General features: G+C 61.4%; 20 protein-coding genes and 1 tRNA gene. 10 read left to right on the top strand and 11 right to left on the bottom strand.

Annotated features, from left to right (window positions below; all coding sequences use genetic code 11):
* Nucleotides 1-8: 8 nt before the first annotated feature.
* Nucleotides 9-1,073, bottom strand: coding sequence for a GGDEF domain-containing protein (locus FHP89_RS13415; RefSeq protein WP_186300320.1), 1,065 nt, complete (start codon nt 1,071-1,073; stop codon nt 9-11).
* A gap of 192 nt (nt 1,074-1,265) precedes the next feature.
* Between FHP89_RS13415 and lysS the strand changes: the two genes are divergently transcribed.
* The 5 genes from lysS (at nt 1,266) to FHP89_RS21210 (ending at nt 6,633) form a co-directional block, all read left to right on the top strand.
* A complete protein-coding gene (gene lysS, locus FHP89_RS13410; protein WP_144178353.1) occupies nt 1,266-2,765 on the top strand; it encodes a lysine--tRNA ligase in 1,500 nt (499 codons plus the stop codon).
* 11 nt (nt 2,766-2,776) lie between these two features.
* A complete protein-coding gene (locus FHP89_RS13405; protein ID WP_144178351.1) occupies nt 2,777-3,286 on the top strand; it encodes a hypothetical protein in 510 nt (169 codons plus the stop codon).
* Nucleotides 3,286-5,205, top strand: coding sequence for a bifunctional tRNA (5-methylaminomethyl-2-thiouridine)(34)-methyltransferase MnmD/FAD-dependent 5-carboxymethylaminomethyl-2-thiouridine(34) oxidoreductase MnmC (mnmC, locus tag FHP89_RS13400; RefSeq protein ID WP_144178349.1), 1,920 nt, complete (start codon nt 3,286-3,288; stop codon nt 5,203-5,205). The genes FHP89_RS13405 and mnmC overlap by 1 nt, the downstream gene beginning before the upstream one ends.
* Before the next feature lie 92 nt (nt 5,206-5,297).
* The gene (locus FHP89_RS21295; RefSeq protein ID WP_313792188.1) at nt 5,298-6,020 is read left to right on the top strand and encodes an outer membrane lipoprotein; all 723 of its coding nucleotides are present in this window, start codon (nt 5,298-5,300) and stop codon (nt 6,018-6,020) included.
* Between the two features lie 52 nt (nt 6,021-6,072).
* The gene (locus FHP89_RS21210; RefSeq protein ID WP_186300339.1) at nt 6,073-6,633 is read left to right on the top strand and encodes a hypothetical protein; all 561 of its coding nucleotides are present in this window, start codon (nt 6,073-6,075) and stop codon (nt 6,631-6,633) included.
* Nucleotides 6,634-6,672: 39 nt separating this feature from the next.
* Here the strand turns inward: FHP89_RS21210 and gltX are convergent, their stop codons facing one another.
* Nucleotides 6,673-8,070, bottom strand: coding sequence for a glutamate--tRNA ligase (gene gltX, locus FHP89_RS13385; protein WP_144178347.1), 1,398 nt, complete (start codon nt 8,068-8,070; stop codon nt 6,673-6,675).
* 111 nt (nt 8,071-8,181) lie between these two features.
* Here gltX and FHP89_RS13380 point away from each other — a divergent pair.
* Nucleotides 8,182-8,256 (top strand) — tRNA-Val (locus FHP89_RS13380).
* A 60-nt stretch (nt 8,257-8,316) separates the two neighbouring features.
* Here the strand turns inward: FHP89_RS13380 and FHP89_RS13375 are convergent.
* From FHP89_RS13375 to FHP89_RS13335, 9 genes are all read right to left on the bottom strand, one after another.
* Nucleotides 8,317-9,084 carry an ion transporter gene (locus FHP89_RS13375; protein WP_144178345.1) on the bottom strand — a complete coding sequence of 256 codons (768 nt, stop codon included), beginning with the start codon at nt 9,082-9,084 and terminating at the stop codon, nt 8,317-8,319.
* Between the two features lie 471 nt (nt 9,085-9,555).
* The gene (gene tssH, locus FHP89_RS13370; protein WP_144178343.1) at nt 9,556-12,231 is read right to left on the bottom strand and encodes a type VI secretion system ATPase TssH; all 2,676 of its coding nucleotides are present in this window, start codon (nt 12,229-12,231) and stop codon (nt 9,556-9,558) included.
* A 25-nt stretch (nt 12,232-12,256) separates the two neighbouring features.
* Nucleotides 12,257-13,315, bottom strand: a complete 1,059-nt coding sequence (tssG, locus tag FHP89_RS13365) for a type VI secretion system baseplate subunit TssG (RefSeq protein ID WP_144178342.1) — start codon at nt 13,313-13,315, stop codon at nt 12,257-12,259.
* Nucleotides 13,279-15,117 (bottom strand): type VI secretion system baseplate subunit TssF, encoded by a 1,839-nt coding sequence (gene tssF, locus FHP89_RS13360; RefSeq protein ID WP_144178339.1) that lies wholly within the window; start codon nt 15,115-15,117, stop codon nt 13,279-13,281. Before tssF ends, tssG begins: the two co-directional genes overlap by 37 nt.
* Complete coding sequence (gene tssE, locus FHP89_RS13355) at nt 15,118-15,597, bottom strand: type VI secretion system baseplate subunit TssE (protein ID WP_144178750.1); 480 nt, start codon at nt 15,595-15,597, stop codon at nt 15,118-15,120.
* 62 nt (nt 15,598-15,659) lie between these two features.
* The gene (locus tag FHP89_RS13350; RefSeq protein WP_144178337.1) at nt 15,660-16,196 is read right to left on the bottom strand and encodes an Hcp family type VI secretion system effector; all 537 of its coding nucleotides are present in this window, start codon (nt 16,194-16,196) and stop codon (nt 15,660-15,662) included.
* Nucleotides 16,197-16,230: 34 nt separating this feature from the next.
* Nucleotides 16,231-17,715, bottom strand: coding sequence for a type VI secretion system contractile sheath large subunit (gene tssC, locus FHP89_RS13345; protein WP_144178335.1), 1,485 nt, complete (start codon nt 17,713-17,715; stop codon nt 16,231-16,233).
* A complete protein-coding gene (gene tssB, locus FHP89_RS13340; RefSeq protein WP_144178333.1) occupies nt 17,712-18,224 on the bottom strand; it encodes a type VI secretion system contractile sheath small subunit in 513 nt (170 codons plus the stop codon). The genes tssC and tssB overlap by 4 nt, the downstream gene beginning before the upstream one ends.
* 84 nt (nt 18,225-18,308) lie before the next feature.
* Complete coding sequence (locus FHP89_RS13335; protein ID WP_144178331.1) at nt 18,309-18,947, bottom strand: tetratricopeptide repeat protein; 639 nt, start codon at nt 18,945-18,947, stop codon at nt 18,309-18,311.
* A gap of 181 nt (nt 18,948-19,128) precedes the next feature.
* Between FHP89_RS13335 and tssJ the strand changes: the two genes are divergently transcribed.
* From tssJ to FHP89_RS13315, 4 genes are all read left to right on the top strand, one after another.
* Nucleotides 19,129-19,740 (top strand): type VI secretion system lipoprotein TssJ, encoded by a 612-nt coding sequence (gene tssJ / locus FHP89_RS13330; RefSeq protein ID WP_144178329.1) that lies wholly within the window; start codon nt 19,129-19,131, stop codon nt 19,738-19,740.
* A gap of 13 nt (nt 19,741-19,753) precedes the next feature.
* The gene (gene tssK / locus FHP89_RS13325; protein ID WP_144178327.1) at nt 19,754-21,097 is read left to right on the top strand and encodes a type VI secretion system baseplate subunit TssK; all 1,344 of its coding nucleotides are present in this window, start codon (nt 19,754-19,756) and stop codon (nt 21,095-21,097) included.
* Entirely contained in the window at nt 21,094-21,864 is a 771-nt protein-coding gene (gene icmH / locus FHP89_RS13320; protein WP_144178325.1) for a type IVB secretion system protein IcmH/DotU, read from the top strand. Before tssK ends, icmH begins: the two co-directional genes overlap by 4 nt.
* Nucleotides 21,865-21,893: 29 nt before the next feature.
* Nucleotides 21,894-23,858 (top strand): type VI secretion system Vgr family protein (locus tag FHP89_RS13315; protein ID WP_144178323.1); only part of this gene is annotated, 1,965 nt, incomplete at its 3' end.

Here is a 23,858-nt window from a genome sequence, read left to right as displayed (position 1 = left end):
CCGCCCGGTCAGAAGTATTCGTCGGCGTCCTGTTGTGCGCTGCTGGTCGCCGTGGTGCTGACCAGCTCGCCAGCGGCCACCAGGTCTTCATAGGCCCAGACGCAGTTCCGACCGTGCTCTTTACCATAGTAGAGCGCTGAATCGGCACGACCGAGCAGTTCGGCGGGGGGCAGCCGATCATCAACCTGGGCGAATCCGATTGAACAGGTGACGGTCCCGACTTGCGGAAAATCATGCGTTTCGACCGCGATCCTAAAACGCTCGAAAATGCTGCTCACAGTCTCGGCCGGCACGTTGCGCAACATCACCACAAACTCCTCGCCACCGAAACGGAACAGCTTGTCGGAACTGCGAAACGCGCTGCGCATGCAGTCGGCCAGGCGGATGAGGACTTCGTCGCCGAACAGGTGGCCCCAGGTGTCATTGATGTGCTTGAAGTGGTCGATGTCGACAATCCCCAGCCACGCCGGGCTGGGCAGCTCCGAATCTTCGCGTCGCTCCCCGTCCTGGCGTCGCGCCCGTTCAGCCACCGCGATCAACTGGTCAAACTGTTCATCGAAGGTCTTGCGGTTGAGCAAGCCTGTCAAAGTATCCAGATTGGCGTAGTCCCAGTGCGCCATCAAGCGCTCAAAACAATGGACATAGGCCCGAACGCCGTCGACGGTGACAGCGGCAATCGCCGTGGTGGCATGGACATCGAGAATCGATCGGACACGACCGGCGTGCAACACCGGAAACGCCATCCGCCAGCCATCCGCATCGTGGACTCGGGTCACGCTCGCGCCATTGTCGATCGCCTGCGCCAGAAACACGTCTTGCACCTGACCGTCCAGGCCGTCGACCGCATCGTCCCAATCGCCGCCAGCGCCCGCTTTGTTGCGCCAACCGATGCTCTTGAGCTGCCGACGCCCCAGCCCGACCCCCAGCACCCGCAGCTCACAACGCTCCGCGCGCAACGCGCGCTGGACGCCAACACAGAACGCGCGCAACAGCGTCTCTCTCGCATGCAGTGAGGTCAGATGTTGCGCGGCCTTGAGCAAGGCCAGAAGAGAGTCGCCAGTCCGGGTTCGCATGCGTGTCTTCCACAGGTCTTTCGTATTACGGCACCGAATCGCCATCATTAAGCTGTTTATGCGCCGGCGCCTGGCACGAACACCCCGTCGCGAGCGACTTCTCGCGGCGGTTATGAGAAAATTGCGGTTTTTCGGCGCCAGCGTGCATCCACGACGCGGCGCCGGACTCGCCATCATTCAAACGAGCCACACATGTCAGAACAAAACGCCACGCCTTCCGCCGACGAAAACCACCTCATCGCCGAGCGCCGCGAAAAACTGCGGACATGGCGCGAATCCGGGCGCGCCTACCCGAACGACTTCTCGCGTGAGAACACCGCCGGCAAGCTCGATGAGGCTTATGGCGAAAAAACCCGCGAAGCACTCGAAGAGACGCCGGTGGAAGTGCGCGTGGCCGGCCGCGTGATGCTCAAGCGCGTCATGGGCAAGGCCAGCTTCGCCACCATTCAGGATCTCTCCGGCCGCATCCAGCTGTATGTGAGCAACCAGGGCGTGGGCGAAGACGTGCATGCTGACTTCAAGCACTGGGACATCGGTGACATCGTCGGTGCGGTCGGCACCCTGTTCAAGACCAAGACCGGTGAGCTGACCGTCAATTGCGCCGAAATCCGCCTGCTGTCCAAAAACCTGCGTCCGCTGCCCGAAAAATTCCACGGCCTGACCGACCAGGAAACCAAATACCGCCAGCGCTATCTCGACCTGATCATGAACGAGCAGTCGCGCTTCACCTTCGTGGCGCGCAGCCGCATGGTGCAGTCGATCCGTAATTACATGATGAAAGACGGCTTCCTTGAGGTCGAAACGCCGATGATGCACCCCATCCCCGGCGGCGCCTCGGCGAAACCTTTCACCACCCACCACAACGCGCTCGACATGGAGTTGTTCCTGCGCATCGCCCCCGAGCTCTATCTCAAACGCTTGGTGGTCGGCGGTTTCGAGAAGGTGTTCGAGGTCAATCGCAACTTCCGCAACGAAGGCCTCAGCCCGCGTCACAACCCCGAATTCACCATGATGGAGTTCTACGAGGCTTACGCGAACTACCAGAGCCTGATGAACTTCACCGAAGGCCTGATCCGCCACGCCGCGCGCGAAGCGCTGGGCACCGAGGTCTTCCAGTACCAGGGCCGCGAGCTCGATCTGTCCAAGCCTTTCCACCGCCTGACCATCGTCGAAGCCATCCGCAAATACCACCCGGGCTTCACCGTCGAGCAACTGGCCGACGCCGAATGGCTCAAGGCCAAGATCAATGCCTTCGGCGAGAGCGTCAAGCCGGGCGGCCTGGGCAGCCTGCAGTTGCAACTGTTCGAAGCCTGCGCCGAAGCCGAGCTGTGGGAGCCGACTTACATCATCGATTACCCGGTCGAAGTCAGCCCGCTGGCCCGCGCCTCCGACACCGACCCGGAAGTCACCGAGCGTTTCGAACTGTTCATCGTCGGCCGCGAAATTGCCAACGGCTTCTCCGAGCTGAACGACCCGGAAGACCAGGCCGCGCGCTTCCGCGCGCAAGCCGACGCCAAAGAGGCTGGCGACGACGAAGCCATGTTCTACGACGCCGACTACATCCGCGCCCTGGAATTCGGCCTGCCGCCCACCGGCGGCTGCGGCATCGGCATCGACCGCCTGGTCATGCTGCTGACCGACAGCCCCGCGATTCGCGACGTCATCCTCTTCCCGCAGATGCGCCCGGAGTAAGCCGACGCACAATGCAGATCCAGCAACTTCAGGTGGCTTACGATGCGCGGGCAGATCGCCTGCTGCTGCGCATCGCCACCGCGCAACGCGAAGGCATCAACGTGCTGCTCACCCGGCGACTCATCAAGGCACTGTGGCCGGGTCTGCAGCGCATGCTGAACAGCCATCTCGCGAAGGCGGCGCCGGGCATGCCCGTGGCTAAGCCAAAGGACGCCACCGAACCCGGCAGCTTCCAGGCCCCCTTCGACGACAACAACCTCAGTCACCCGCTGGGCGCCGAACCGCTGCTCGCCACCGAGAGCCGGCTCGAGCCGATCGAAGGCCCGCTGTGCCGCGTCATGCTGGGCGAGACCCGCGCCCGACAGGTCAGCTTCGACTGCGATCAAAACCTGATGCAGGCGCTGTGCGCCATGATCCGTGGCACCGTGGCCAAGGCGGAGTGGGATCTGTCGCTCGACACGCTCCCCCTGCCCGACGCCACCACCCCGGCCCCGACCGACATTCCGCCGACCGTCCACTGATGTACGAGCGGATCGAGCCCGCGGCGCTGGACCATGCCGAAGACGGCACACCTTTTTCTCGCCGTTTTGACGACGTTTACCACACCCAGCACGGCGCGCCCGGTCAGAGCCGCCACGTCTTCCTCGAAGGCAACCAGCTGCCGCACCGCTGGCAGCGCAAGTCGCGCTTCGTCATTCTCGAAACCGGTTTTGGCCTCGGACTGAATTTTCTCGCCACCTGGGCGGCCTGGCGCGACGATCCGAAACGCTGTGACCGCCTGCATTTCATCTCCATCGAAAAGCACCCCTTCAACGCCACCGATCTCGCCACCGCGCACCAACGCTGGCCCGAATTCGCCGCACTGTCGGCGCGCCTGCGCGCACAGTGGCCCACGCTCACGCCCGGCATGCATCGCCTGTGGCTCGACGAAGGGCGCATCGCCCTCACCTTGATATTCGGCGACGCGTCCACCGCGCTCGCCAAGCTCGACGCGCGCGTCGACGCCTTTTACCTCGACGGCTTCTCCCCCGCGCGAAACCCCGAACTCTGGTCGGCCAAACTCTGCCACCAGCTCGCCGCACTTGCTGCACCGGTGGCCACATTGGCCACCTGGTCGGTCTCGCGTGAAGTCCGTCAGCATCTGGAATACGCCCGCTTCCGTATCGACAAAGTGCGCGGCTTTACCGGCAAGAGCGAAATGCTGCGCGGCCATATCGCTGGCGCGCCGGAGCGCGCCCCCGCGCACACCTTCCGCGAAGCGATCATCGTGGGCGCCGGGCTGGCAGGCACCTCACTGGCACACCGCCTGGTCAAGCGTGGCTGGTCGGTGCAGCTGCTCGACGCCGCCGACGGCCCCGGTCAGGGCGCCTCGGGCAACCTGGCCGGCGTGCTGCGCCCGCTGCCGAGTCTCGACGACAACCGCCTGGCCCGCCTCACCCGCGCCGGCACGCTCGCCGGCATCCGCCACCTCAACGCTTTGGCTGCCGCCGGCCACGCCGTGCGCTGGGCACCCACCGGCGTCCTGCATCTGGCACGCGACCCGGCACACGAAACCCGTCAGCGCGACTTGGTCGACACCCAACAGCCGCCCCCCGACTACCTGCGCTACGTGGATCAGACCGAGGCCAGCGCGCTGGCCGACTGGCCGCTCGCTGTTGGCGGGTGGTGGTTTCCGGGCAGCGGCTGGGTGCAGCCGCCCAGCCTGTGCGCCACCAACATTGCCGCCGCGGGCCCCGCCCTGAGCGTGCGTTACGGCGTCTCGGTCGCCCGCCTGACACGCGTCGGCGAGCACTGGCAGCTCCATGACGCCAACGACGAGCTGATCGCTGAAACCACCTGCGTGATCCTCGCCAACGGCGCCGGCATCCGCCACCTCGAGGTCGCCCAAACCCTGCCGGTACGCGCCGCCCGCGGTCAGGTCAGCCACTTGCCTGCCACCGCAGGCAGCGCACCCCAAGTCGTGGTCTGCCGACTCGGCTATGTGAGCCCTGCCATTGATGGCCTGCGCTCTGCCGGTGCAACGTTTCTGGTCGATGACGATGACCCGGCGCTACGCGAGAGCGAGCACGCCGACAACCTCGCCAAGCTCGACTTCATCCTGCCGGGCTTCAGCCGCACGCTCGACAATGCCACGATGGCCGGGCGGGTCGGGTTTCGCCCCGCCTCGCCAGACCGCCTGCCCATGGTCGGCGCCATCGCCGCGCCCGGCCGCTATCCGGCTGACGCCTCACTGGATAAGGTCGTGCGCGAGCCGGGCCTGTATGCCATCTCCGGGTTCGGCGCGCGCGGTCTGGTGTGGTCGGCCATCGTGGCAGAAACCCTGGCCAGCCAGCTCGATGGCGACCCGCTGCCGCTGGAGCGCGATCTGGTGGATGCCATCGACCCGGGCCGCTTCGTGCTCCGGCGCGCGCGACGCGACCGCTTCGCCAACGACGGCTGAACGGCGCATTTGTAAGGCTTTCTTTCCGCTGTCCTCGCGAAGATGCGCTGTCACGTTAAATGCGCATGATTTCCACTGACGGGACCGCGAACATGCGCAAAACACTTCACCCCATGCAATGGCTGATGGCCGCCGCCATCACCGCTTTTTGCGTGACCGGCACGGCCGCCTTCATGGGCTGGTTGCCCGGCTCAGAGGCAGCACTCAAGCCGGAACTGCTGGCCACCGAAAAGCCGGTTCCGGCCGTCGCTGTGCTGACACCTGCGGATGTCTCGCCGGTGCCCACCGTCGACGCCGCGCCGATTCAAGACGCGACGCCCGCGCCGAAAGCGCCGGTCGAGCCCATCGCCAAACCCGCGCCGGCGCCCGTCGTCGCGAAGCCCAAACCCGCGCCGGCACCAGTGCTCGCACAAGCGCCGCGTCCGGCACCGCAACCGGCCCCCGTCGTGCAGCCGGTCCAACGTTACTGCCCCGACTGCGGTGTCGTCACCCGGGTTGAAACCCTCGATCGCCGCGGCAAAGGCAGTGGCATCGGTGCCATCGCCGGTGGCGTGGTCGGCGGTCTGCTTGGCAACCAGGTCGGCAAAGGCAGCGGCAAGGATCTGGCGACCATCGCCGGGGCGGTGATCGGCGGCGTCGCCGGTCATAACGTCGAGCGCAATGTCACGCCCACCACGCGCTATCGCATCACGGTGGAAATGAACGACGGCAGCGTGCGCACCATCGATCAGGATGAGCCGCCGACCTGGATGGCAGGCGACCGGGTCCGGGTCGAAGGCGGCCGTCTGGCCGAGTCCGGCCGGGCCGACTTCTAAGCCCGCCAGCAGACCGAACACGCACACACGCAAATCCGCCACAATCGACGGCATGCGCCAAACCATCGATCTCCCGTTCGGAAACGTTCGCATCCTCGACTCGATCGCCGAGTTGTGCCCCGATGACCGGGGCCAGATCGTGGTCTGCGGCTCGCACGGCGGACTCAGCGCCGCCGACTACACGCAGGGCAACCCACCGCGCATGGCGTTCTTCAACGATGCCGGCGTCGGCAAACACCAGGCCGGCATCGCGGCCCTGGCGGTGCTCGAGCGTGTCGGCGTCATCGCCGCCACCGTCAGCCACACCACGGCCTGCATTGGCGAGGGCATGGACACCTGGCGCAACGGCCGGCTGTCACACCTCAACACGCTCGCCCAGCGCGCCGGTTTTCGGTGTGGCGACACCGTCCCCGAAGCCATCGAGCGCAGCCAGACCCTGCCCGTCTATCGCCTGTGCCGGCTCGACGACAATGGCAACCGCTTCGTGATGCTGCGCCACCTCAGCTACCCGCAGGCCGACAGCGAACGCCTGCGCTTCGAGGCGCTGGGCCACAAACAAAGCTATTGGATCGAAGCCGAGACCGACCTCAGCCAGCCCCGGCACGAGCAATAAAAAACCCCGCCGCAGCGGGGTTGCTGGCGCCACACGCAATCAAAGATAGCGTCGCAAACGCACCAGTACGGTCTCCCGCCCCATGGCCTCCACCACCGCGTCAATCGCCGGCGTCTGCGGCTGCCCCACCAGCAACACCCGCAAGGGAATCGCCACCTGAGGCATCTTGAGCCCGTGGGCTTTCATGGTCGTTTTGATCGCCGCGCTGATCGCCTCGCGCTGCCAGTCACAAGCATCGAACTCGTCGGCCAGATCGGCCAGCGCGGCACGCGACGCATCCGTCAGGTACTGCGTGAGCAATTCTTCCGAGGGGCGCACATCGATATAAAACGCCTCCACTGCATCGGCCAACTCGTTCAGCGTCGACACCCGCTCCTTGTACAAGGCCACCAGCGTATCGAGCGCCGGGCCATTTTCGGGATTGACCTGACGCCGCGCCAAGCGACTGGCAGTGTCGGCTGCCAGCACTTTGTCGTCGGTCGCCTTGATGTAATGCGCGTTCAGCCAGTTGAGCTTCTCGGTGTTGAACTGCGCGGCCGAGGGCGTGATGTGGTCCAGATCGAACCAGTTGACCATCTGATCGCGCGAGAACACCTCATCGTTGCCGTGGCTCCAGCCCAGGCGCGCGAGGTAGTTGATGACCGCCTCGGTCAGATAACCGTCCTCGTGATACTGCATCACGCTGACTGCGCCATGCCGCTTCGACAGCTTCTGGCCATCGTCGCCCAGAATCATCGACAAATGCGCGTAAGCCGGCACCTCGGCGCCCAGCGCACGTAGGATATTGATCTGCCGGGGCGTGTTGTTTACGTGGTCGTCGCCGCGAATGACATGCGTGATCTTCATGTCCCAGTCGTCCACCACCACGCAGAAGTTATAGGTCGGCGTGCCATCCGGCCGCGCGATGATCAGGTCATCCATCTCGGCATTGGCGATCTCGATGCGCCCCTTGACGAGGTCATCCCACGCCACCGCGCCTTCGGTCGGATTGCAGAAACGGATCACGGGGTCGACACCCGCCGGGGGCGTCGGTAAGGTCTTGCCCGGCGCCGGGCGCCAACGGCCATCGTAGCGCGGCTTCTCGCCGCGGGCACGCTGCGCCTCGCGCATCTCATCCAATTCTGCCGGGCTCGCATAACACGGATAAGCCAGACCCTTGGCCAGCAGTTCGGCCACCACTTCGCGATAACGATCCATGCGCTGCATCTGGTAGAACGGGCCTTCGTCCCAATCCAGCGCCAACCAGTTCATGCCGTCAAGAATCGCCTGGACAGCCTCGGGCGTCGAGCGCTCGACGTCGGTATCCTCGATCCGCAGCACGAACTCACCACCGTGATGCCGGGCAAACGCCCATGAAAACAAGGCAGTGCGCGCACCACCAATGTGAAGAAAGCCGGTCGGGCTCGGGGCAAAACGGGTGCGAACAGGGGTGGCCATGGGCTGATCTAAGCAATAAAAATCGAGCGCGTATTCTACGTCAATTCAGAAAGATCGCAGGCGACTTGACGTCTGCCCAAACGCCGCCTAAAATGCGCGCTCTTCTCGAGTGGGCGGTTAGCTCAGCGGTAGAGCACTGCCTTCACACGGCAGGGGTCACTGGTTCGATCCCAGTACCGCCCACCACTCGCAAGACAGCCCGCCAATGCGGGCTTTTTTGTTTTTTGGGCATCTAACCCATCGATATCAATCGTCACTGCTAGCCGTTGGGCGGGCAGATAGGTTCTGCATTCCCTGCCCCGTAGCGCGTTCAATTTCCTCCCGCGCCAACGTCAGCGCCGACGCGACCAAGCCCACCGGCACGGCGATGACCCCCAGACCAAGCACCAGAATCGCAAAAGTGAACAGCTTGCCACCCGCAGTGACCGGATACACATCGCCGTAGCCCACCGTCGTCAAGGTACACAGCGCCCACCACAAACCATCAAACACCGAGCGAAACGCCTCCGGCTGAGCGACATGCTCAAACTGATACACACCCACCCCGGCCAGATACAGCAGAATCAGCGCCATCGCGCCAAACAGGATCAACTCCTCGCGCGCAATCACCAAGGCGCGATAAAAGCGCAGCATGGCCACGTTGTAACGCGCCAGCTTGAGAATACGAAACAGGCGCAGCAGCCGGAGCGATCGCAGCGACTCGCTCCCGACCCCAAGCGACAGGTAAAACGGCGCAATCGCCAGCATGTCGATCAAGCCGTAGAAACTGAACACATAGCGCCGCCACGGGCGCGTCAGCCACACACGCGCAACATACTCAACCGTAAACACCACCGTCGCAAACACTTCAAAGCCATGCAACGCCTCCAACTGAACCGGCGACAGATCAGGTAGCGTTTCCAGCGCAAACGCCAGGAGACTCAATATGATCAGCCCCTGAAGAACCCATTCGATTCGGCCAAAGCTGGCACTGGTGTCTGATGAGATCGATGCCGATAAATAGCTATTTGTCATGCAAACTGATCATACCGGCTTGGCGAGATCCGATCTACTGTCGGGATTCCGATGGCTTGTCGCCACGAACCGCCAACCCTGGCGCTGAACTAGCGCTTGCAACACGGACCCTGCTGTTCGCAACCGAGATAGAGGCACAGGGCGAGTCGGATCGACATACTTGTCGAGAAAGCACTCAAACACATGAGCCACAGACCGGCTGGCGTGAGTTGGCCCCGGAAACCCACAGCAGAACGCCTGCATCGAACGATTCAACCGCAGCGTGCGCCACGACTGACTCATCCATTCTCTGTCCGAATCCATCCCCCAGTCCAGGCGCCTGCAACGTGATGGATCTGGATCCTGCAATCATGAACGCCCCAACATGGCCCTTCGCGGCATCACCCCGAAGCACAAGCTGGCTCTTGCAGCATGACCTATCCTTCTGAGGCCCCGTAGAAAGGGGGGGTTACCCTCCGAAGTGAAGCCGCCCTATTTGATGGCGTAGCGAAAGTCGCCGCTCTTGGTCGCACTGACCTTGATGCGGGCGATCGCAGCGCCGTCGGCCATGCGGGTGAGCACGGCTTCGGCCATCTCGGGGAGCAAACTCCCGTTGAGAATGTGATCGACGTTTCGCGCGCCTGAGTCCACTTCGGTGCACCGCGCAAGGACGGTATCCACCAGCTTCGCGTCCCATCCGAACACCGCCTTGTGGTTGGCGCTGACACGTTCCCGAATTCGTTCGAGCTTGAGATGAATGATGCTGAGCAAGACATCATCGGAAATCGGGTAGTAGGGAATGACTTTCATGCGCCCCAAGAAGGCCGGCTTGAACGCGGTATACAGCACTGGGCGCAAGGCGTCCGCCAGCGCGTCGGCACTTGGCAGCTCTGCGGCCGTCTTGTTGAGACAGGCCTGCATGATCTGGCTGGACCCGACATTGCTGGTGAGGATGATGAGCGTGTTGCGGAAATCGATCTCCCGCCCCTCGGCATCGTCGAGAACGCCCTTGTCGAACACCTGAAAGAAAAGTTCGAGGACGTCGGGGTGGGCTTTTTCGACTTCATCGAGCAACACCACGCTATAGGGATTGCGCCGCACGGCTTCGGTCAGCACACCCCCTTCGCCATAGCCGACATAACCCGGTGGCGAGCCCTTGAGGCCAGAGACCGAATGCGCCTCCTGGTATTCGCTCATGTTGATGGTGACCAACTTGCGCTCGCCGCCGTAGAGCACATCGGCCAGTGCCAGTGCGGTTTCGGTTTTACCCACGCCCGACGGGCCGACGAACAGGAACACGCCCTTCGGTTTATTGGGATCATCCAGATTCGCCCGCGCGGTGCGGACCCGTTGCGCAATCGCTTCAAGCGCATGGTCCTGCCCAATCACCCGCGCCTTGAGCAGCGATTTGAGATTCAAGACCGTATTGATCTCGTCCTTGAGCATCTTGCCCAACGGGATGCCCGTCCAGGCGGATACGATTTCGGCCACCACCACGCCATCGACCTGAAGCGGCACCATCGGGCTGTCGCCTTGCAGGGTGCGCAGGCGCGTCGTGAGCGCCGCGAGCTGCGTGCGCGCCAACGCGTGGTCGCTGTCCTCGGTCAGTGCATCGGACTGGCCACGACGCTCGAGCTGTTGGTGCAGTGCCAGCAAACGCATGACGATCTCACCCTCCTCGTCGCATCGCGCGCGCAGTGCGCTCAGCGATGCCTCGGTTTGCGCCATAAAGGTCACGAGTTCGGCGATACGCGCTTGGTGGCCGGCGTGGGTGGCGGCCTCGCGTTCCAGCGCCGTGAGTTCAGCACGCTCGCGCTGCAGACGTTTTTCCGCATCATCAATCAACGCCGGCGTGGCGCTCTGGCCGAGCGCGACCTTGGCGCACGCGGTATCGAGCACGCTGACGGCCTTGTCTGGCAACTGCCGCGCACTGATGTATCGGTGCGACAGGCGGACCGCTTCAGTCACCGCGTCGTCGAGCACGCGCACCCCGAAGTGCGATTCCATCAAGGGCACCATGCCGCGCAACATGGCGGCAGCCAGTGGCTCGGACGGCTCGTCCACTTTCACGACCTGAAAGCGTCGGGCAAGCGCCGCATCCTTTTCAAAATACTTTTTGTATTCCGCCCAGGTCGTGGCCGCGATGGTTCGCAATTCGCCCCGCGCCAGCGCAGGCTTGAGCAGATTGGCCGCATCGTTCTGTCCGCTCTGTCCGCCCGCGCCGATCATGGTGTGCGCCTCGTCGATAAACAGGATGACCGGCGTCGGGCGCTGCTTGACCTCATCAATCACGTTCTTGAGGCGGCTCTCGAACTCACCTTTGACACTGGCACCGGCCTGAAGCAGCCCGAGATCAAGCAGATGCAGGCTCACGTCTTTCAGTGGCGGCGGCACATCGCCCAGCGCGATGCGTAGCGCCAGTCCTTCGACCACGGCCGTTTTCCCCACACCCGCCTCGCCAGTGAGAATCGGGTTGTTCTGACGCCGGCGCATGAGAATGTCGATCAACTGGCGGATCTCGGCATCCCGCCCTATCACCGGATCGATCTTCCCGTCGAGCGCACGCTGGGTGAGGTTGGTGGTGAATTGATCGAGCGCGGGCGTCTTGCCGACGGCAGCGGTGTGTGGCGTTGGCGCGCCCGCCAGTGGCGCGCCCTCATCCTCGCCGGCAGGCACACGGGCAAGCGCTTGCGCCTCGGCCGAACCGGACGTCAGGGCATCGAAATCGTGTTTGAGTTGCTCAAGCTTGATCTGCTTGAAAAGCACCGACGCACGTGTGGCCAGTTGCGCGAGATCGGAATCGGTCAGCAATGCGAGCAACAAATGACCGGAACGAATGCGCGGCAAACGCGCGTCCAGCGAGGCAATCAACCAGGCCTGCTCGAGCAGCTTCGGCACATGCGCCGAGAACACCGGCGTGCGGCTGTTGCCGTTTTTGAAACGGCCAATTTCGGCCATCAGATCGCGCTCGAGCGCGCTTGGGCTCACACCACAGCGCGTTGCAATGACCGCAAAATCACTGTCCGCTTGCTCCAGCAAACTGAGGAAGAGGTGCTCGAGGTCGACCTCGTAGTGACCACGCGACATACAAATGGTGGCGGCACGTTCCGCCGCCTTACGGCAGGGGGTGTTGAGCTTGCTGATCAGGGTCTTGAGAGAGGTGCTCATGGCTTACCGGTGGGTTGTCATTCAATCAATGGGTCGCGTGTAGTTCGAAGACCGTGTCGCTGCGGTCTTCGGTTGCCGGGCGGGTGAGCATGAAACTGTCAAAGCCGAGCCGTACGCCAGGGGCGCCGCCGAGACAGGCGGGCTGGACATCGGCGGCACGCAGTATCGGGCGGATTTCGTATTCAAACTGCGCACCGGTCGCCAGCGTCAGGAGCTTGTCGAGCACAGCCGCCAGCTCACCATCGGGCAGAAACTGCCGGTAGCGCGGATGCGCCAGCGGGCCAATATGCACACGCACACGCAGGTTGCGCTGCCATACCCGTTCGCCAACAAGGCAGGTTTTTCCCAAGGCGGCATTCGTGCCCCCCAGGACAGAGCGTTGCTCGGTCGGCAACGCGTACCACTTGCCGACAAATTGTTCGATCCGGATCGGCGCCCGGAAATAGTCCGACAACATCGACTGGAGTGCCACGCCGGACAATGGACGCTGTCGCAAAAGACCGGCGAAGCGCGCAATCGACTCGTCATCAATGGCGCCCGGCGCGTCGTGAAGACGGTCGCGCAAGGCATCGAAGCCAAGCCCCGCCAAGCCAAGAATCAGGGGAAGGAAGCGATTTTTTCGATCGGTTTCGTACTGAATCGGAAGGCGATTCTTTTTCCAGGCGCGGTAAAAATGACCCACCGCACGATTGGATAGCAGATCGAAGAAAGCCTGGGCCCCCTCGTCTCGCTGGGCCCGGTCCAGACTCGAAAGGCGCTCGGAGTAATGGATGGGCAAACCACCATGCAACCCAAGCAGTCCGATGAAGCGCGGCGTTAGTTCGACCCGGCACGGCACATCCGGTTGATCGTCGCACGCAGCAGGCGGCATCTCGAGGTGTTCAATGTCGCTCGGGGCAAATTCGAGCGACAAAGAGTTTCGAAAACGAATATGCGACGACACCGAATCCCCACCGATCCGCCCGGTGAGGGATGGCATCCAGCGTTCGAGCAGTCGAACCGTCTGAAAAAACTCGAACTGCTGAGGCGCTTCGCCGAGTTGCTCGATCAGAGCAGGATCGATTCGCCGGTGCGCGGCGCACATCGGATCAGCTCCTCCCCGGATCGCCCGGAAATCAGAATCAGTTGAACAAAACTATTGAGATGAACGTACAGGCCAAGAAAGCGGTCGATGCACCGACAAAACACGTCCAGCCCGCTGCCGACAAAACTGGACTCGTCAAGCGTCAGCCGAACCTCGAGCCCGCGAACAAAACTGGCAAAGGGCTTGCCCGGCAACCAGGCCGTGGCATCACGCTGCTCGATCGCCTGAATGCCATCGATCTGCTGACGCGAACTCGCGGTGCGCTGTATGTCATACAGCGTCAGCATTTCCTTGAAAGCGCTCAAACCACTATTGGTCAGTGATAAATGGTTCAGCGCAAGATGCGACACCAGACGCCACTGTCCATCATGGCGATGATCGAAGCGGCATGGCTGGGTCGGTTTTCTTAGCAGCCGGATCGAGCGCGCTGACGCACCGCCCTCCTGAAACAGATCGCCCGTCGGCATGCCGACGCTCATGAATGTCGGCAAATCGCGGTTGGTGCAGGTCAGCGTCAGGCTCAATACATCGGTTTTTGGTACCGCCGGATCGAAATCAGCATCCACCAAGGACAGCTCGGTTTCAAATCCTGGACTCTGCTCGGCCACGATCGGGTTGCGCTGGGCATACCAATAGTTGCCCTGCTGTTCCGGGCATTCACCATGACGCAAGGAAAAGAATGGCCGATATTCCTGGATCGACTCCCCGTGGGCGCTCTGGCGAACCCGTCGCACCGAATCGATCGAGTAGACCTCATAGGCAAACGCACGACGGCCATCGGCCACGACCGGATAGGTCGAGCTACGATGCGTCATCCGTATCGGATCTCCGCGCTGTGAAAACAGGTTCACAACCGGCACGCAACCGAGCCGCAAGTTCTGAGTACTCAATGTTTGCAGTAAACGTGATGCGTCGCCGTCAGCGCGCAAGCCCGTAAACACGAAATGCAAGCTGAGCCGACGCGTCTGCTTGGATGCCGCAGGCAACACGGGCAAGTTCAAGTCAAAGAAGTTGTACTTTTCCGGGAAGGCAAAATACTCCGTCAAATGACGATAGGCGGCGTGCCCTGCGGCGGGCATATCAATCAGCGCTTCGGCATCGCCAAAACCGACCTCGTGCAGCACCCCATCGCCGGCAATGCGCCAATGGCCGTCATCAGTGTCGGCATAAGTCGTGGCGAGCTTCAAAAAAAGTGCATCCCGCAATGCCGCCGCAACCGACGGCTCAGCATCGATATAGAACCGAAGTCGATCAGCCCCGCCACGCAGCCATGGCCCTTCTGTCGGAGGGATGTCAAGACTCAAAGACAAGATTGCACTGCTACCGACGGGCAGTCGAACACCACCCGGTGCCCTTGCAACGGACTCAAATGAGAGCCCGCTTACCCTTACGGGTAACAGCGCGACATCCCACGCTGTTCTGAATCGGCACACTGCGCCCTTGATCGGACGCGACAACAGCTCGGTCCCTCGGGCAATTGTGATGGACGACGAGAGCTGGAGTTCGGCGCCACTCGAGTCGAAATGAGCAATCGAACAACAAGGAAAGGGGCGAAGATAGTGCGGATACAGCACGTTGAGCAGCGCTTCGGTGAAATTCGGATAGCTATCCTCAAGCTTTTTTGTCACACGCGCTGTCAGCAGCGCGAGCGACTCAATAATTCGTTCAACATGCGGATCGTCACACCCCTCGCCCGACAGCAATAACTGCCCGGCGATTTTCGGGTATCGCTCGGCGAATTCCCGGGAGTGCCCTCGCAAAAAGGCCAGCTCACGTTCGTAGTAGGGTAAGAGCTCTTCCATTTAGCTATTCCCGCTCCGCCCCCGTTGGCGCCCGACCGAGTACTGAAGTGTGGTGGGCTGCAACATGGCGTCAAAGCTCACCGGCTCCTGTGCTGGCCGCACCACCAAAACCCCTCGAATAAAGAAATACAGCGCGTTGATTGATCGGCGATCAAGTTCCAGTCCGACCTCGATGTCTCGCAGGCGTGGCTCATGGCGGGCGATCGCCCGCTCGATGGAAGCGCAAATACGCCGGCGATCATTGACACTTGCCAGACTCAATCCGGAAAAGTCGTTCAAGCCAAAGCTGGCGACCGAGCCAAGCGCGAGCGGATAGTCCGACTCGAGCGATTCATCGATGATCGTGCGTGTATTCAGCAAGGCTTCAAGGTCCCGGGCAACCGAATCTTTGAGCTCATCCATGCTCAAGCGCCGACGTAGCGCTTGCACTGGCGATTCGTCAAACAGCTTGTCGAAAATCGACGGTTCGAACGCTTTCATCACGCGCCTCAAGAGAATGACGGAGTCGGGCCCCCGTCATTCTTGTGTCTCACCTCGATCGATCAGGTCAGATTCGGGGTGTTTTTCGCCAGATTCCAGGCGCCCTGAATATTCACTTTGCCGGACTTGCTGCCGTCGATATTCAGCTCGTCGTAGGTCCACTTCACCGCGGAATACTTCAAGGAGAAGGTCTCTTGCGGAATGGCCTCATCGCTGACCGACGGCGACACCGATGCGATGATCGCGTTCTTCAGTTCGATCTTGAGGTACTGATGACGGTTCTGGGTGCCCGACGGATTGCCCGTGGTGTTCTTGCCGCCAAACGCGCGATAGAAATAAATCACCACGTCATTGATCACCAGACCGGATGAGCACGCCTGGTAGAGCTTCGGGCTGGAACCGTCGATATCTTTGGTGAAGATCATTTCGCCGTGCTCGACGCGCTCTGCGGTGTGACCGCCAGAGCCCGATGCTGTCGCCGATTTCGGCTGGCGAATGGTGTGGCTCCACGCAGACACTTCGACCGTGTCCTTGTGTTTGGCATCGCGGGAGTCACCCTTGATGTCACTCCCTTTAAACTCGACGTAAATATCCTTCATGCTTGATCCCCCTTGGGGTTATGACAGAGAAAAATCAACCCTTGCTCGACTGCGGCAACTCAGCCACCAATCGCAAGGACACCGACAACTCATCAAGTTGAAAATGCGGCCGAATAAACGACACTGCGCGATACACGCCTGGCCGCCCCGCCACTTCGCTGACCTCGATTGAGGCCTCGCGAAGCGGAAATTGCGCCTTGGTCTCCTGAGACGCGGAGTCATCGGCGGTGACGTACTGATCGATCCAGCGCTGGATGTAGGACTCAACATTGGCAGATGAGGCAAAACTGCCGATCTTGTCGCGCATCATCGCCTTCATGTAGTGCGCGATTCGTGAGACGGCAAAGATGTATTGCAATTGCGCCGACAAGGAGGCGTTGGCGTTGGCGGAGTCGGTGTCGTATTTTTTTGCCTTTTGCGCCGACTGCGCACCAAAGAAGGCGGCAAAGTCGGTGTTCTTGCAATGCACCAGCGGGATGAATCCCAGGTCACTCAGCTCCTTTTCCCGGCGATCGGTAATAGCGATCTCCGTCGGACACTTGAGTGCAATCTCGCCTTCATCCGTGCGGAAGGTGTGCGTGGGCAGGTCTTCCACCAAGCCTCCGCCCTCCACCCCGCGAATGGCGGCGCACCAGCCATAGTTCTCGAATGCATTGGTCAGTCGCGCACCAAACGCAAAGGCAGCGTTGCACCACAGGTATTTGCTGTGATCAGCCCCATCGACCTCTTCGACAAAGTTGAAACCCTCGGTCGTGATGCCATCGATCGGGTTGTACGGCAGGCGCCCAAGAAAGCGCGGCATGGCCAATCCGACATAGCGCGAATCTTCGGCATCCCGAAAGGATTTCCATTTTGCGTACTCGACGGTATCGAATACTTTCGACAGATCACGCGGTTTTCCGAGATCAGTGAAGGAGTCCAGCCCGAATAATTCAGGTGATGCTGCCGTAACGAAGGGCGCATGGGCCGCCGCCGCCACATGCGACATCTGCTCGATGAAGTACATGTCCTCGGGCTGACGTGTCACGTCGAACTGGCCAATCAGCGCGCCAAATGGCGCACCGCCGAAGGTGCCGAACTCTTCTTCGTAAACTTTCTTGAACAACGCACTCTGATCAAAATCGATCGCCGTCTTGAAATCCCTGACCAGCTCTTGCTTGGTCGCACTCATCAGCTTGATTTTCTGTTGTTCGCCGGTTGATGTCTGCTTGCACAGATAGTGCAACCCGGTCCACGCACCTTCGAGCGCTTGAAACGCGGAGGCGTGCATCACCTCGCTCAACTGCTCGGAGATCAGTCGATCGAGTTCCGCCACGCGCGCGTCGAGCGATGCGGCGAGATTCTCCGAGACGACCACTTCGCCTTCGAGCACCTGGCTGGCAAACTCGCTGATGATGTCCCTCGCGCGCGCCCGCTCGTTGTCGGAACGTGCCACGCGACTATCTTCAATGATCCGGTCAAGCAGGCTTGCATCGGGCGCTTCCGTCACTGCGGCCTGGGTCGCCATCTGGGTACTCATTCGCCCCCCTCCTGATCACCGTTGTGTCCGAGTTGCTGAAGCTGCTCGGTACTCTTGAGCACATCCACAAGAAGGTCTTCCAGCTTCTCATTGCCGGCCAACTTGTTGCGCAAATCGGCGATTTTTGAACGCGCCTCCAGCAAACGACGCAAAGGCGCCACTTGGCCCGCCACGGACTCGGGACGAAAGTCGTCAAAGCGGTTGAATGTCAGGTCGACAGCAAGTTCGCCGCCCTCTGGCGTCAGGCGGTTTTTGACACGGAACGCCGCACGAGGCGCCAGACCCGCCATGACATCGTCGAAATTATCGAGATCGACATTGACGAATTTTCTGTCGCGTAATTTGCCCTGTGGCTGCTCGGACTGCCCGGCATAGTCACCCAGAACGCCCACGACAAAAGGCAACTCCTTTTGCTCAATTGCGTCGCCACGCTCAACGTCATAGGTCAGTTGCACGCGCGGAGGCCGCACCTTCTGCAATCGTTTTTGAACACTCTCTTTTTTTGCCACAGTACGTCTCCAATCAGATGTTCAACACGGGTTCACCGTCGCCCCGCACAGACAAGTGGTGCGCAGCCGGCATCGATTCAATAGCTACTTGAGTACGCTAAAAGGATCACCATCCACAGGCAGCGGCGTTGGGGACCGTGTTGCCGGTGAAGGCGCGACCGCAACAGGCGCGCGGCGCACCTTCCTGCGCGGCTTGGCACGCACTTCGAGCTCCTCCTCGCGACGCTTGGCTTCGGCAGACACCGGCGGCACCAAGACATCCTCACCAAGTGTTTCGCGCAACACCTTCGCCAGACTGAGCGCATCGGCCCGGGCGGAACCTTTCAGATTCGTGTCATCACGAAGCTCGGCCAGCGACTGTGTAGCAACCCGCAAACCGCTGACCGCACGCAAGCCCTTGGCTGTCATATCCGTGCTGTCGCGCTGCAAGGCCTCATCTGCAGCAACGATGGCATTGCCATAGTTTTCGGCCTCAAAGTGAATTCGTGCCATACGCACCCAGGGTTCCTTCTGAGCAGGATTGTCTTCCGCCATCTTGGCAAGCAATCCAACCGCCTCATCCAGTTTGGCTTCACCGACGAGCACGTCGACTTTCACACCCGACACCGCCATGGCCGACGAAAACGCCTCTTGCGACAAGGGCAAGGGCTTCGTCGCGCAAGCCTGGAGGCCGAACAGCACAACTGGCGCCAAAAACAACCAAACGGAACGCGTCAAACTCATGACTATCCTCATTCACAGCGCACAACGACGCCGACAATATGACAAATGTTTGCCTTGGAAAGTGCGAGATAGTACAGTCTCGCCTCGACAAAAACAACGCGTTTTGCATACGACGTGCGCATGCTAGCATGTCGCTACAAAAAGTGACCATGTCATATACAGCAGATCGACGAATGGGCCAATGACGCTCCAGAAAAAGCTTCTCGCATTGCTTGTCGCGATAGTGGCGACAAATACCGGGTGCGCCACAACAGGCGCCGTGCAAGCGGTAGGCACTGCCGTCAACATCGCGATGCAGCTTTCCGGCATCAAGACGGACGCGGGCAATAAGGAGCAAAAGGGCGTTGAGGTGCCAATGCGAATTTCTGCCGGAAAAGAACTCAACACCACCCCCTCTGGGCAATCCTTGTCGCTGGTGGTGCGGGTCTATCAACTACGCAATGGGCGTGCGTTTGGCGAACTTCCCTACCCCGCAGCGAGCGGCGACGATGCGGGAAAAGCCGTGCTGGGCGAGGACCTGGTCGCGGTCGAGGACGTCGTTCTCATACCGGGAAAAAACTACGACCTCACCCAAAAGCTGACTGCCGACAGTACAACCATTGGCGTCGTCGGCCTTTTCCGATCGCCGGCCCAGCGCCGCTGGAAGCTCACGTTTGACGCGGTCGCGTCACAAGAAACAGGCATCACGGTCGGCGCACATGCCTGCGCACTGACGGCTGGCCGCGGGGTGGTGTCGGGCGCCCAACCGGCCGATCAATCAAGAACACTGTCGGGCGTAAGCTGCGACGGGTAGCCAAGGGATAGTGATGCAGAGTGCAAAAATACTGTGGGGCGAAGGGCTTTTTCTTCGGCCACAACATTTCCAGCAACAGGATGCGTATGCCGAGGCCTTGAGCCGTCATGCACTCATGACCGCCCAACCCTTCGCGTGGGGCGTCAAAGACCTTGCACTGGATATCGAAGCGCTCAAAACCGGCACGCTGCGCTTCAATCGCATTGATGTCGTGATGTCCGACGGGACATCATTTACGGCCCCGGACATTGACCAGCTTCCGCCACCGGTTGCCCTGGACGCGCTCGTCTCCGACCAGGGCGGCATCACATTCCATCTGGCAATTCATCAGCTCAAAAATCACGGAGGAAACTGCGTCGAGGGCAGTCGCGACGGCAGCCATGCGCGGTTTCTTATCGAACCCAAAGACACAGCCGACCTCTTTACTGACGCGGCCGATGCGCAAATCACCTACCTCAGCAAGCTGGCCTATCTTAAAGCCGCCAGCGAGCCACGAGACCAATACGCGACGCTTCCGCTACTTCGCATACGGCGGACCAGCAGTGACGGGTTCGAACGCGATCCTGCATTTTTGCCCCCGGCCACCAGTCTGCGCAGTGCCCCGCTGCTCTATCTCATGCTCCGCCGTCAGATCGACGCGCTTCGCGCAAAAGTCGATGCGCTCTATGGCTTTCATCGCGAACCCTCGCAGAACATCATTGAATTCCGCTCCGGCGACATTGCATCGTTCTGGCTGCTTCATACTGCCAGCAGCGCTTGTGCGGCGCTGACACATCTGTTCCGCAACCCAGACATTCACCCGGAACGACTGTTTCAGGAACTGCTTCGTCTGGCCGGTGGATTGATGACCTTCTCGAAGCATCACGCGCTCGACGATCTGCCCGCCTACGAACATGGCGCCCCCGGCGCGTGCTTCACCCAACTCGACAAAATCCTGCGCGACCTGCTCGATACGGTCATTTCAACACGATACTTTTCCATTGCACTTACGCAACCCAAACCCGCCTTCCATGCCGGGCGTCTCGATTCGGAAAAAATCGCCAGCGACACCACCTTCTACCTCTCTGTCAGCGCGGCTCACCCTCAGTCCGAGCTTATCGAGTCGGTCCCCTTGCGTCTGAAAGTAGGCGCCCCGGACGATGTCGAAAAACTCGTACTGTCGGCTATGTCGGGCGTTCGGATCAGCCACGCGGCGCAAGTCCCGGCAGCCATCCCGGTTCGACCCGGCGCAAGCTATTTCGCGCTCGACACCACGGGCGCGCTATACGAACGCATGCTCAAGGCGCAGTCCATCATGATCTACGCCCCCGAAAGCTACCAAGACCTCAAACTCGAACTCATCGCCGTCACCCCATGAATTCACCGCCCACCCTTTTCGGCGACGCCACGCCCGCGCCACGTCCGCCAGCCATCGAATCCAGCGCCCGAACACTGGTCGATCTGCTTTACGACGGGTTCTACATGCTGATTTTGCTGCGAAACCAAACGGCACCGAGTGACGCGGACCGCTTCACTTCACACGTTCAGAAGTTTCTCGCCAACTTTGAACGAACGGCCAAAAAGCATCACTTCAGCGCCGAAGACATCTTCGACGCCAAGTACGCCTTTTGCGCCACCGTCGATGAAACGATTCTCTCTTCCCGCTCCGCCATTCGCGACACCTGGGAGCGACGTCCGCTGCAACTGGCCCTGTTCGGGGATCAACTCGCTGGCGAACACTTTTTCGACAAGCTCGAAGCGGCGAGAAACGGCGGCGCCAGCCGACTCAACGCGCTCGACGTTTTCCACATGTGCTTGCTCCTCGGCTTCAAGGGCAAGTATCTGCTCGAAGGGCCTGAAAAGCTCAAGTACCTCACCGCCCAGGTCGGTGAGCAAATCGCCCACCTCAAAGGCAAAGCCGCCAGTTTTGCACCTCGCGCCATGGCGCCCGACCAGATCACCCACGCCCTCAAGCGTGAAGTGCCCGTCTGGGTCATCGGCTCGGTCCTCTCCCTGCTCGGCCTGCTCGCCTATCTCGCACTCAACAGCTACGCCCAACGAACCACGCATGACACCATGGCCCCCTTCCAGGACATCGTCCAGCTCGCCCCGCGCGCACCCACCTTAACGATCACTCTGCCCTGAACTCAACGTCTGCAAGGGCTGCGCCAATCATGACCCCATTCCCGTTTGCCGCGCTGATCTCACAGCAAAACCGGCTGATAGAAATATCAACAGCTCTGCCCGACGCCGCATTGCTCGTCGAACGTTTCACCGGCCGCGAGTCGGTATCACAGCCTTTCCTGTTCGAAATCGACTGCCTCTCAGCGCACGCATACTTTGACCTGAACGCGCTGATCGGCGAAGAAATCACGCTTCGCCTGCAATTGGCGGACGGCGCGCATCGGTGCTGGCACGGCTATGTCACCCAGGCGCTGCAACTCGGTTCGGACGGCGGGTTGGCGCGGTATCGACTCGACGTAGCGCCCTGGCTCGCACTGCTCAAGCACCGACGCAACTGCTACTTGTTTCAAGATGTCGATGTGCGTACGGCACTCGACAGAATCCTGTCCGACTACCCCCAGGCCGATTGGCGCATCGACGTCTCGCAAACCCTGCGCATCCACAGCCGGCTCACCCAATACCGGGAAACCGACCTGGCATTCATACAGAGAGTGCTCTCGGCCGAGGGACTGTCCTACCGATTTGAACACGACCAAAACGCCGCCGCGGGCGACAACGCCACACACGCACGCCACAAACTCGTCGTCTTCGATCGCCACGCCGAACGCCCCATCTGCACCCAACCGACCATTCGTTTCCATCGCGCCGACGCAACGGAAATCACCGACAGCATCCAAGGATTTCACGAGACTCGACAGATACTCACCAACAAAATCAGTCTCAGCGGGTGGGACTACAAACAACTCACTGCGCCAGGCGGCGAAGCCAGCAGCACGCTGGACAATGGCAACGTCCCCCCGCTGGAAATCTATGACGGCAGCGCCGCCTATCCCTTCGAAAGCCGTCAGGCCGCAACGCAACGATCCGACGCCCTTCTCGCCGCTCACGAATCACGGTTTCAGCGCTTCCAAGGCACAGGCAGCGCACGCGCAATGGCTGTCGCCAGCACCTTTACGCTCACTGGCCACGATCAATACCCGTCAGGTCGCAACACCTTTACCGCACTTGCCATTTCCCACCAGGCTGCCAACAACCTCGGCGCAAATATGGCACGCCTGCTCAAATCATCAGACATTGAAGCCGGCAGCTACCGCAACCAGTTTGACGCCCAAGCCTACGCACAGCCAATCGCCCCACTCCCCTGCCCGAAGCCCTTTGTCGCACCACAAAGCGCGCAGGTCGTGGGGCTCGTTGACGCCCCATTGCGCACAGATCGAGACCATCGCATCAAGGTTCAGTTTCACTGGCAGCGCGGCGATGCGCCGAACCCCGGTGGACTGTCAGCCCCCGCTCAAGGGATCACCCCTGGCGCCAGCGCAGCGTCCTCTGCGGGCAGCGAACAAAGCGAGCGTGAGGGCGGCTCAAACGCACCAGGGGACGAAACCTCAGGCACCTGGATCCGCGTTGCCGAATGGCTGGCCGGCGCCAATTGGGGCAGCCACTTCCTGCCGCGCATCGGCACCGAAGTCCTGGTCGATTTCATCGGCGGGGACATCGACCGCCCGGTCATTGTCGGGCAGACCTTTACTGGAGAAGAGCTTCCGCCTTTCAGCGCCGGCCACGACTCGAGCGCCAACCATCCCGGCGTGATCAGCGGCTGGATGAGCCACAACCATGATGCCGGTTTCAACCAGTGGCTGGCCGACGACGCGCCCGGCCAACTGTGCACCCGCCTCGCCACCAGCAGCGCCGCCAGTCAATTCAGCCTCGGCCACCTCATCCATCACCACCCACTCAGCGCCACCCGTGGCCCCTGGCGCGGCAGCGGCTTCGAGCTGCGCACCGACGCCTGGCTCGCCGTGCGCGCCGGCGAGGGCATGCTGCTCTCGGCCACGGCCCGCAGCAATGCCACCAGCACACAGCTTGATGTCACCGAAACCGTCGCCCAGCTACGCGCCGCCGAGCGCACTGCCAAAGCGCTATCCGACGCAGCCGCCGCCCAGGGCGCACAGCCC

This window comes from Denitromonas ohlonensis (assembly GCF_007625205.1).
Lineage (GTDB): Bacteria > Pseudomonadota > Gammaproteobacteria > Burkholderiales > Rhodocyclaceae > Nitrogeniibacter > Nitrogeniibacter ohlonensis.
The sequence above is the reverse complement of the archived record's forward strand: the minus strand, read 5'-3'. Positions and strand labels throughout refer to the sequence as shown.

Bases quoted from the DNA above. Each gene is read 5' to 3' on its own strand.
- tssG (WP_144178342.1), bottom strand. From the start codon at position 13,315: ATGTGCGCCGCGCACCGGCGAATCGATCCTGCTCTGATCGAGCAACTC.
- tssK (WP_144178327.1), top strand. From the start codon at position 19,754: ATGCAGAGTGCAAAAATACTGTGGGGCGAAGGGCTTTTTCTTCGGCCA.
- FHP89_RS13415 (WP_186300320.1), bottom strand. From the start codon at position 1,073: ATGCGAACCCGGACTGGCGACTCTCTTCTGGCCTTGCTCAAGGCCGCG.
- FHP89_RS13375 (WP_144178345.1), bottom strand. From the start codon at position 9,084: ATGACAAATAGCTATTTATCGGCATCGATCTCATCAGACACCAGTGCC.
- icmH (WP_144178325.1), top strand. From the start codon at position 21,094: ATGAATTCACCGCCCACCCTTTTCGGCGACGCCACGCCCGCGCCACGT.
- FHP89_RS13405 (WP_144178351.1), top strand. From the start codon at position 2,777: ATGCAGATCCAGCAACTTCAGGTGGCTTACGATGCGCGGGCAGATCGC.
- mnmC (WP_144178349.1), top strand. From the start codon at position 3,286: ATGTACGAGCGGATCGAGCCCGCGGCGCTGGACCATGCCGAAGACGGC.
- tssJ (WP_144178329.1), top strand. From the start codon at position 19,129: ATGACGCTCCAGAAAAAGCTTCTCGCATTGCTTGTCGCGATAGTGGCG.
- FHP89_RS13335 (WP_144178331.1), bottom strand. From the start codon at position 18,947: ATGAGTTTGACGCGTTCCGTTTGGTTGTTTTTGGCGCCAGTTGTGCTG.
- tssF (WP_144178339.1), bottom strand. From the start codon at position 15,117: ATGGAAGAGCTCTTACCCTACTACGAACGTGAGCTGGCCTTTTTGCGA.
- FHP89_RS21295 (WP_313792188.1), top strand. From the start codon at position 5,298: ATGCGCAAAACACTTCACCCCATGCAATGGCTGATGGCCGCCGCCATC.
- lysS (WP_144178353.1), top strand. From the start codon at position 1,266: ATGTCAGAACAAAACGCCACGCCTTCCGCCGACGAAAACCACCTCATC.
- tssC (WP_144178335.1), bottom strand. From the start codon at position 17,715: ATGAGTACCCAGATGGCGACCCAGGCCGCAGTGACGGAAGCGCCCGAT.
- tssH (WP_144178343.1), bottom strand. From the start codon at position 12,231: ATGAGCACCTCTCTCAAGACCCTGATCAGCAAGCTCAACACCCCCTGC.
- gltX (WP_144178347.1), bottom strand. From the start codon at position 8,070: ATGGCCACCCCTGTTCGCACCCGTTTTGCCCCGAGCCCGACCGGCTTT.
- tssE (WP_144178750.1), bottom strand. From the start codon at position 15,597: ATGAAAGCGTTCGAACCGTCGATTTTCGACAAGCTGTTTGACGAATCG.
- FHP89_RS21210 (WP_186300339.1), top strand. From the start codon at position 6,073: ATGCGCCAAACCATCGATCTCCCGTTCGGAAACGTTCGCATCCTCGAC.
- FHP89_RS13350 (WP_144178337.1), bottom strand. From the start codon at position 16,196: ATGAAGGATATTTACGTCGAGTTTAAAGGGAGTGACATCAAGGGTGAC.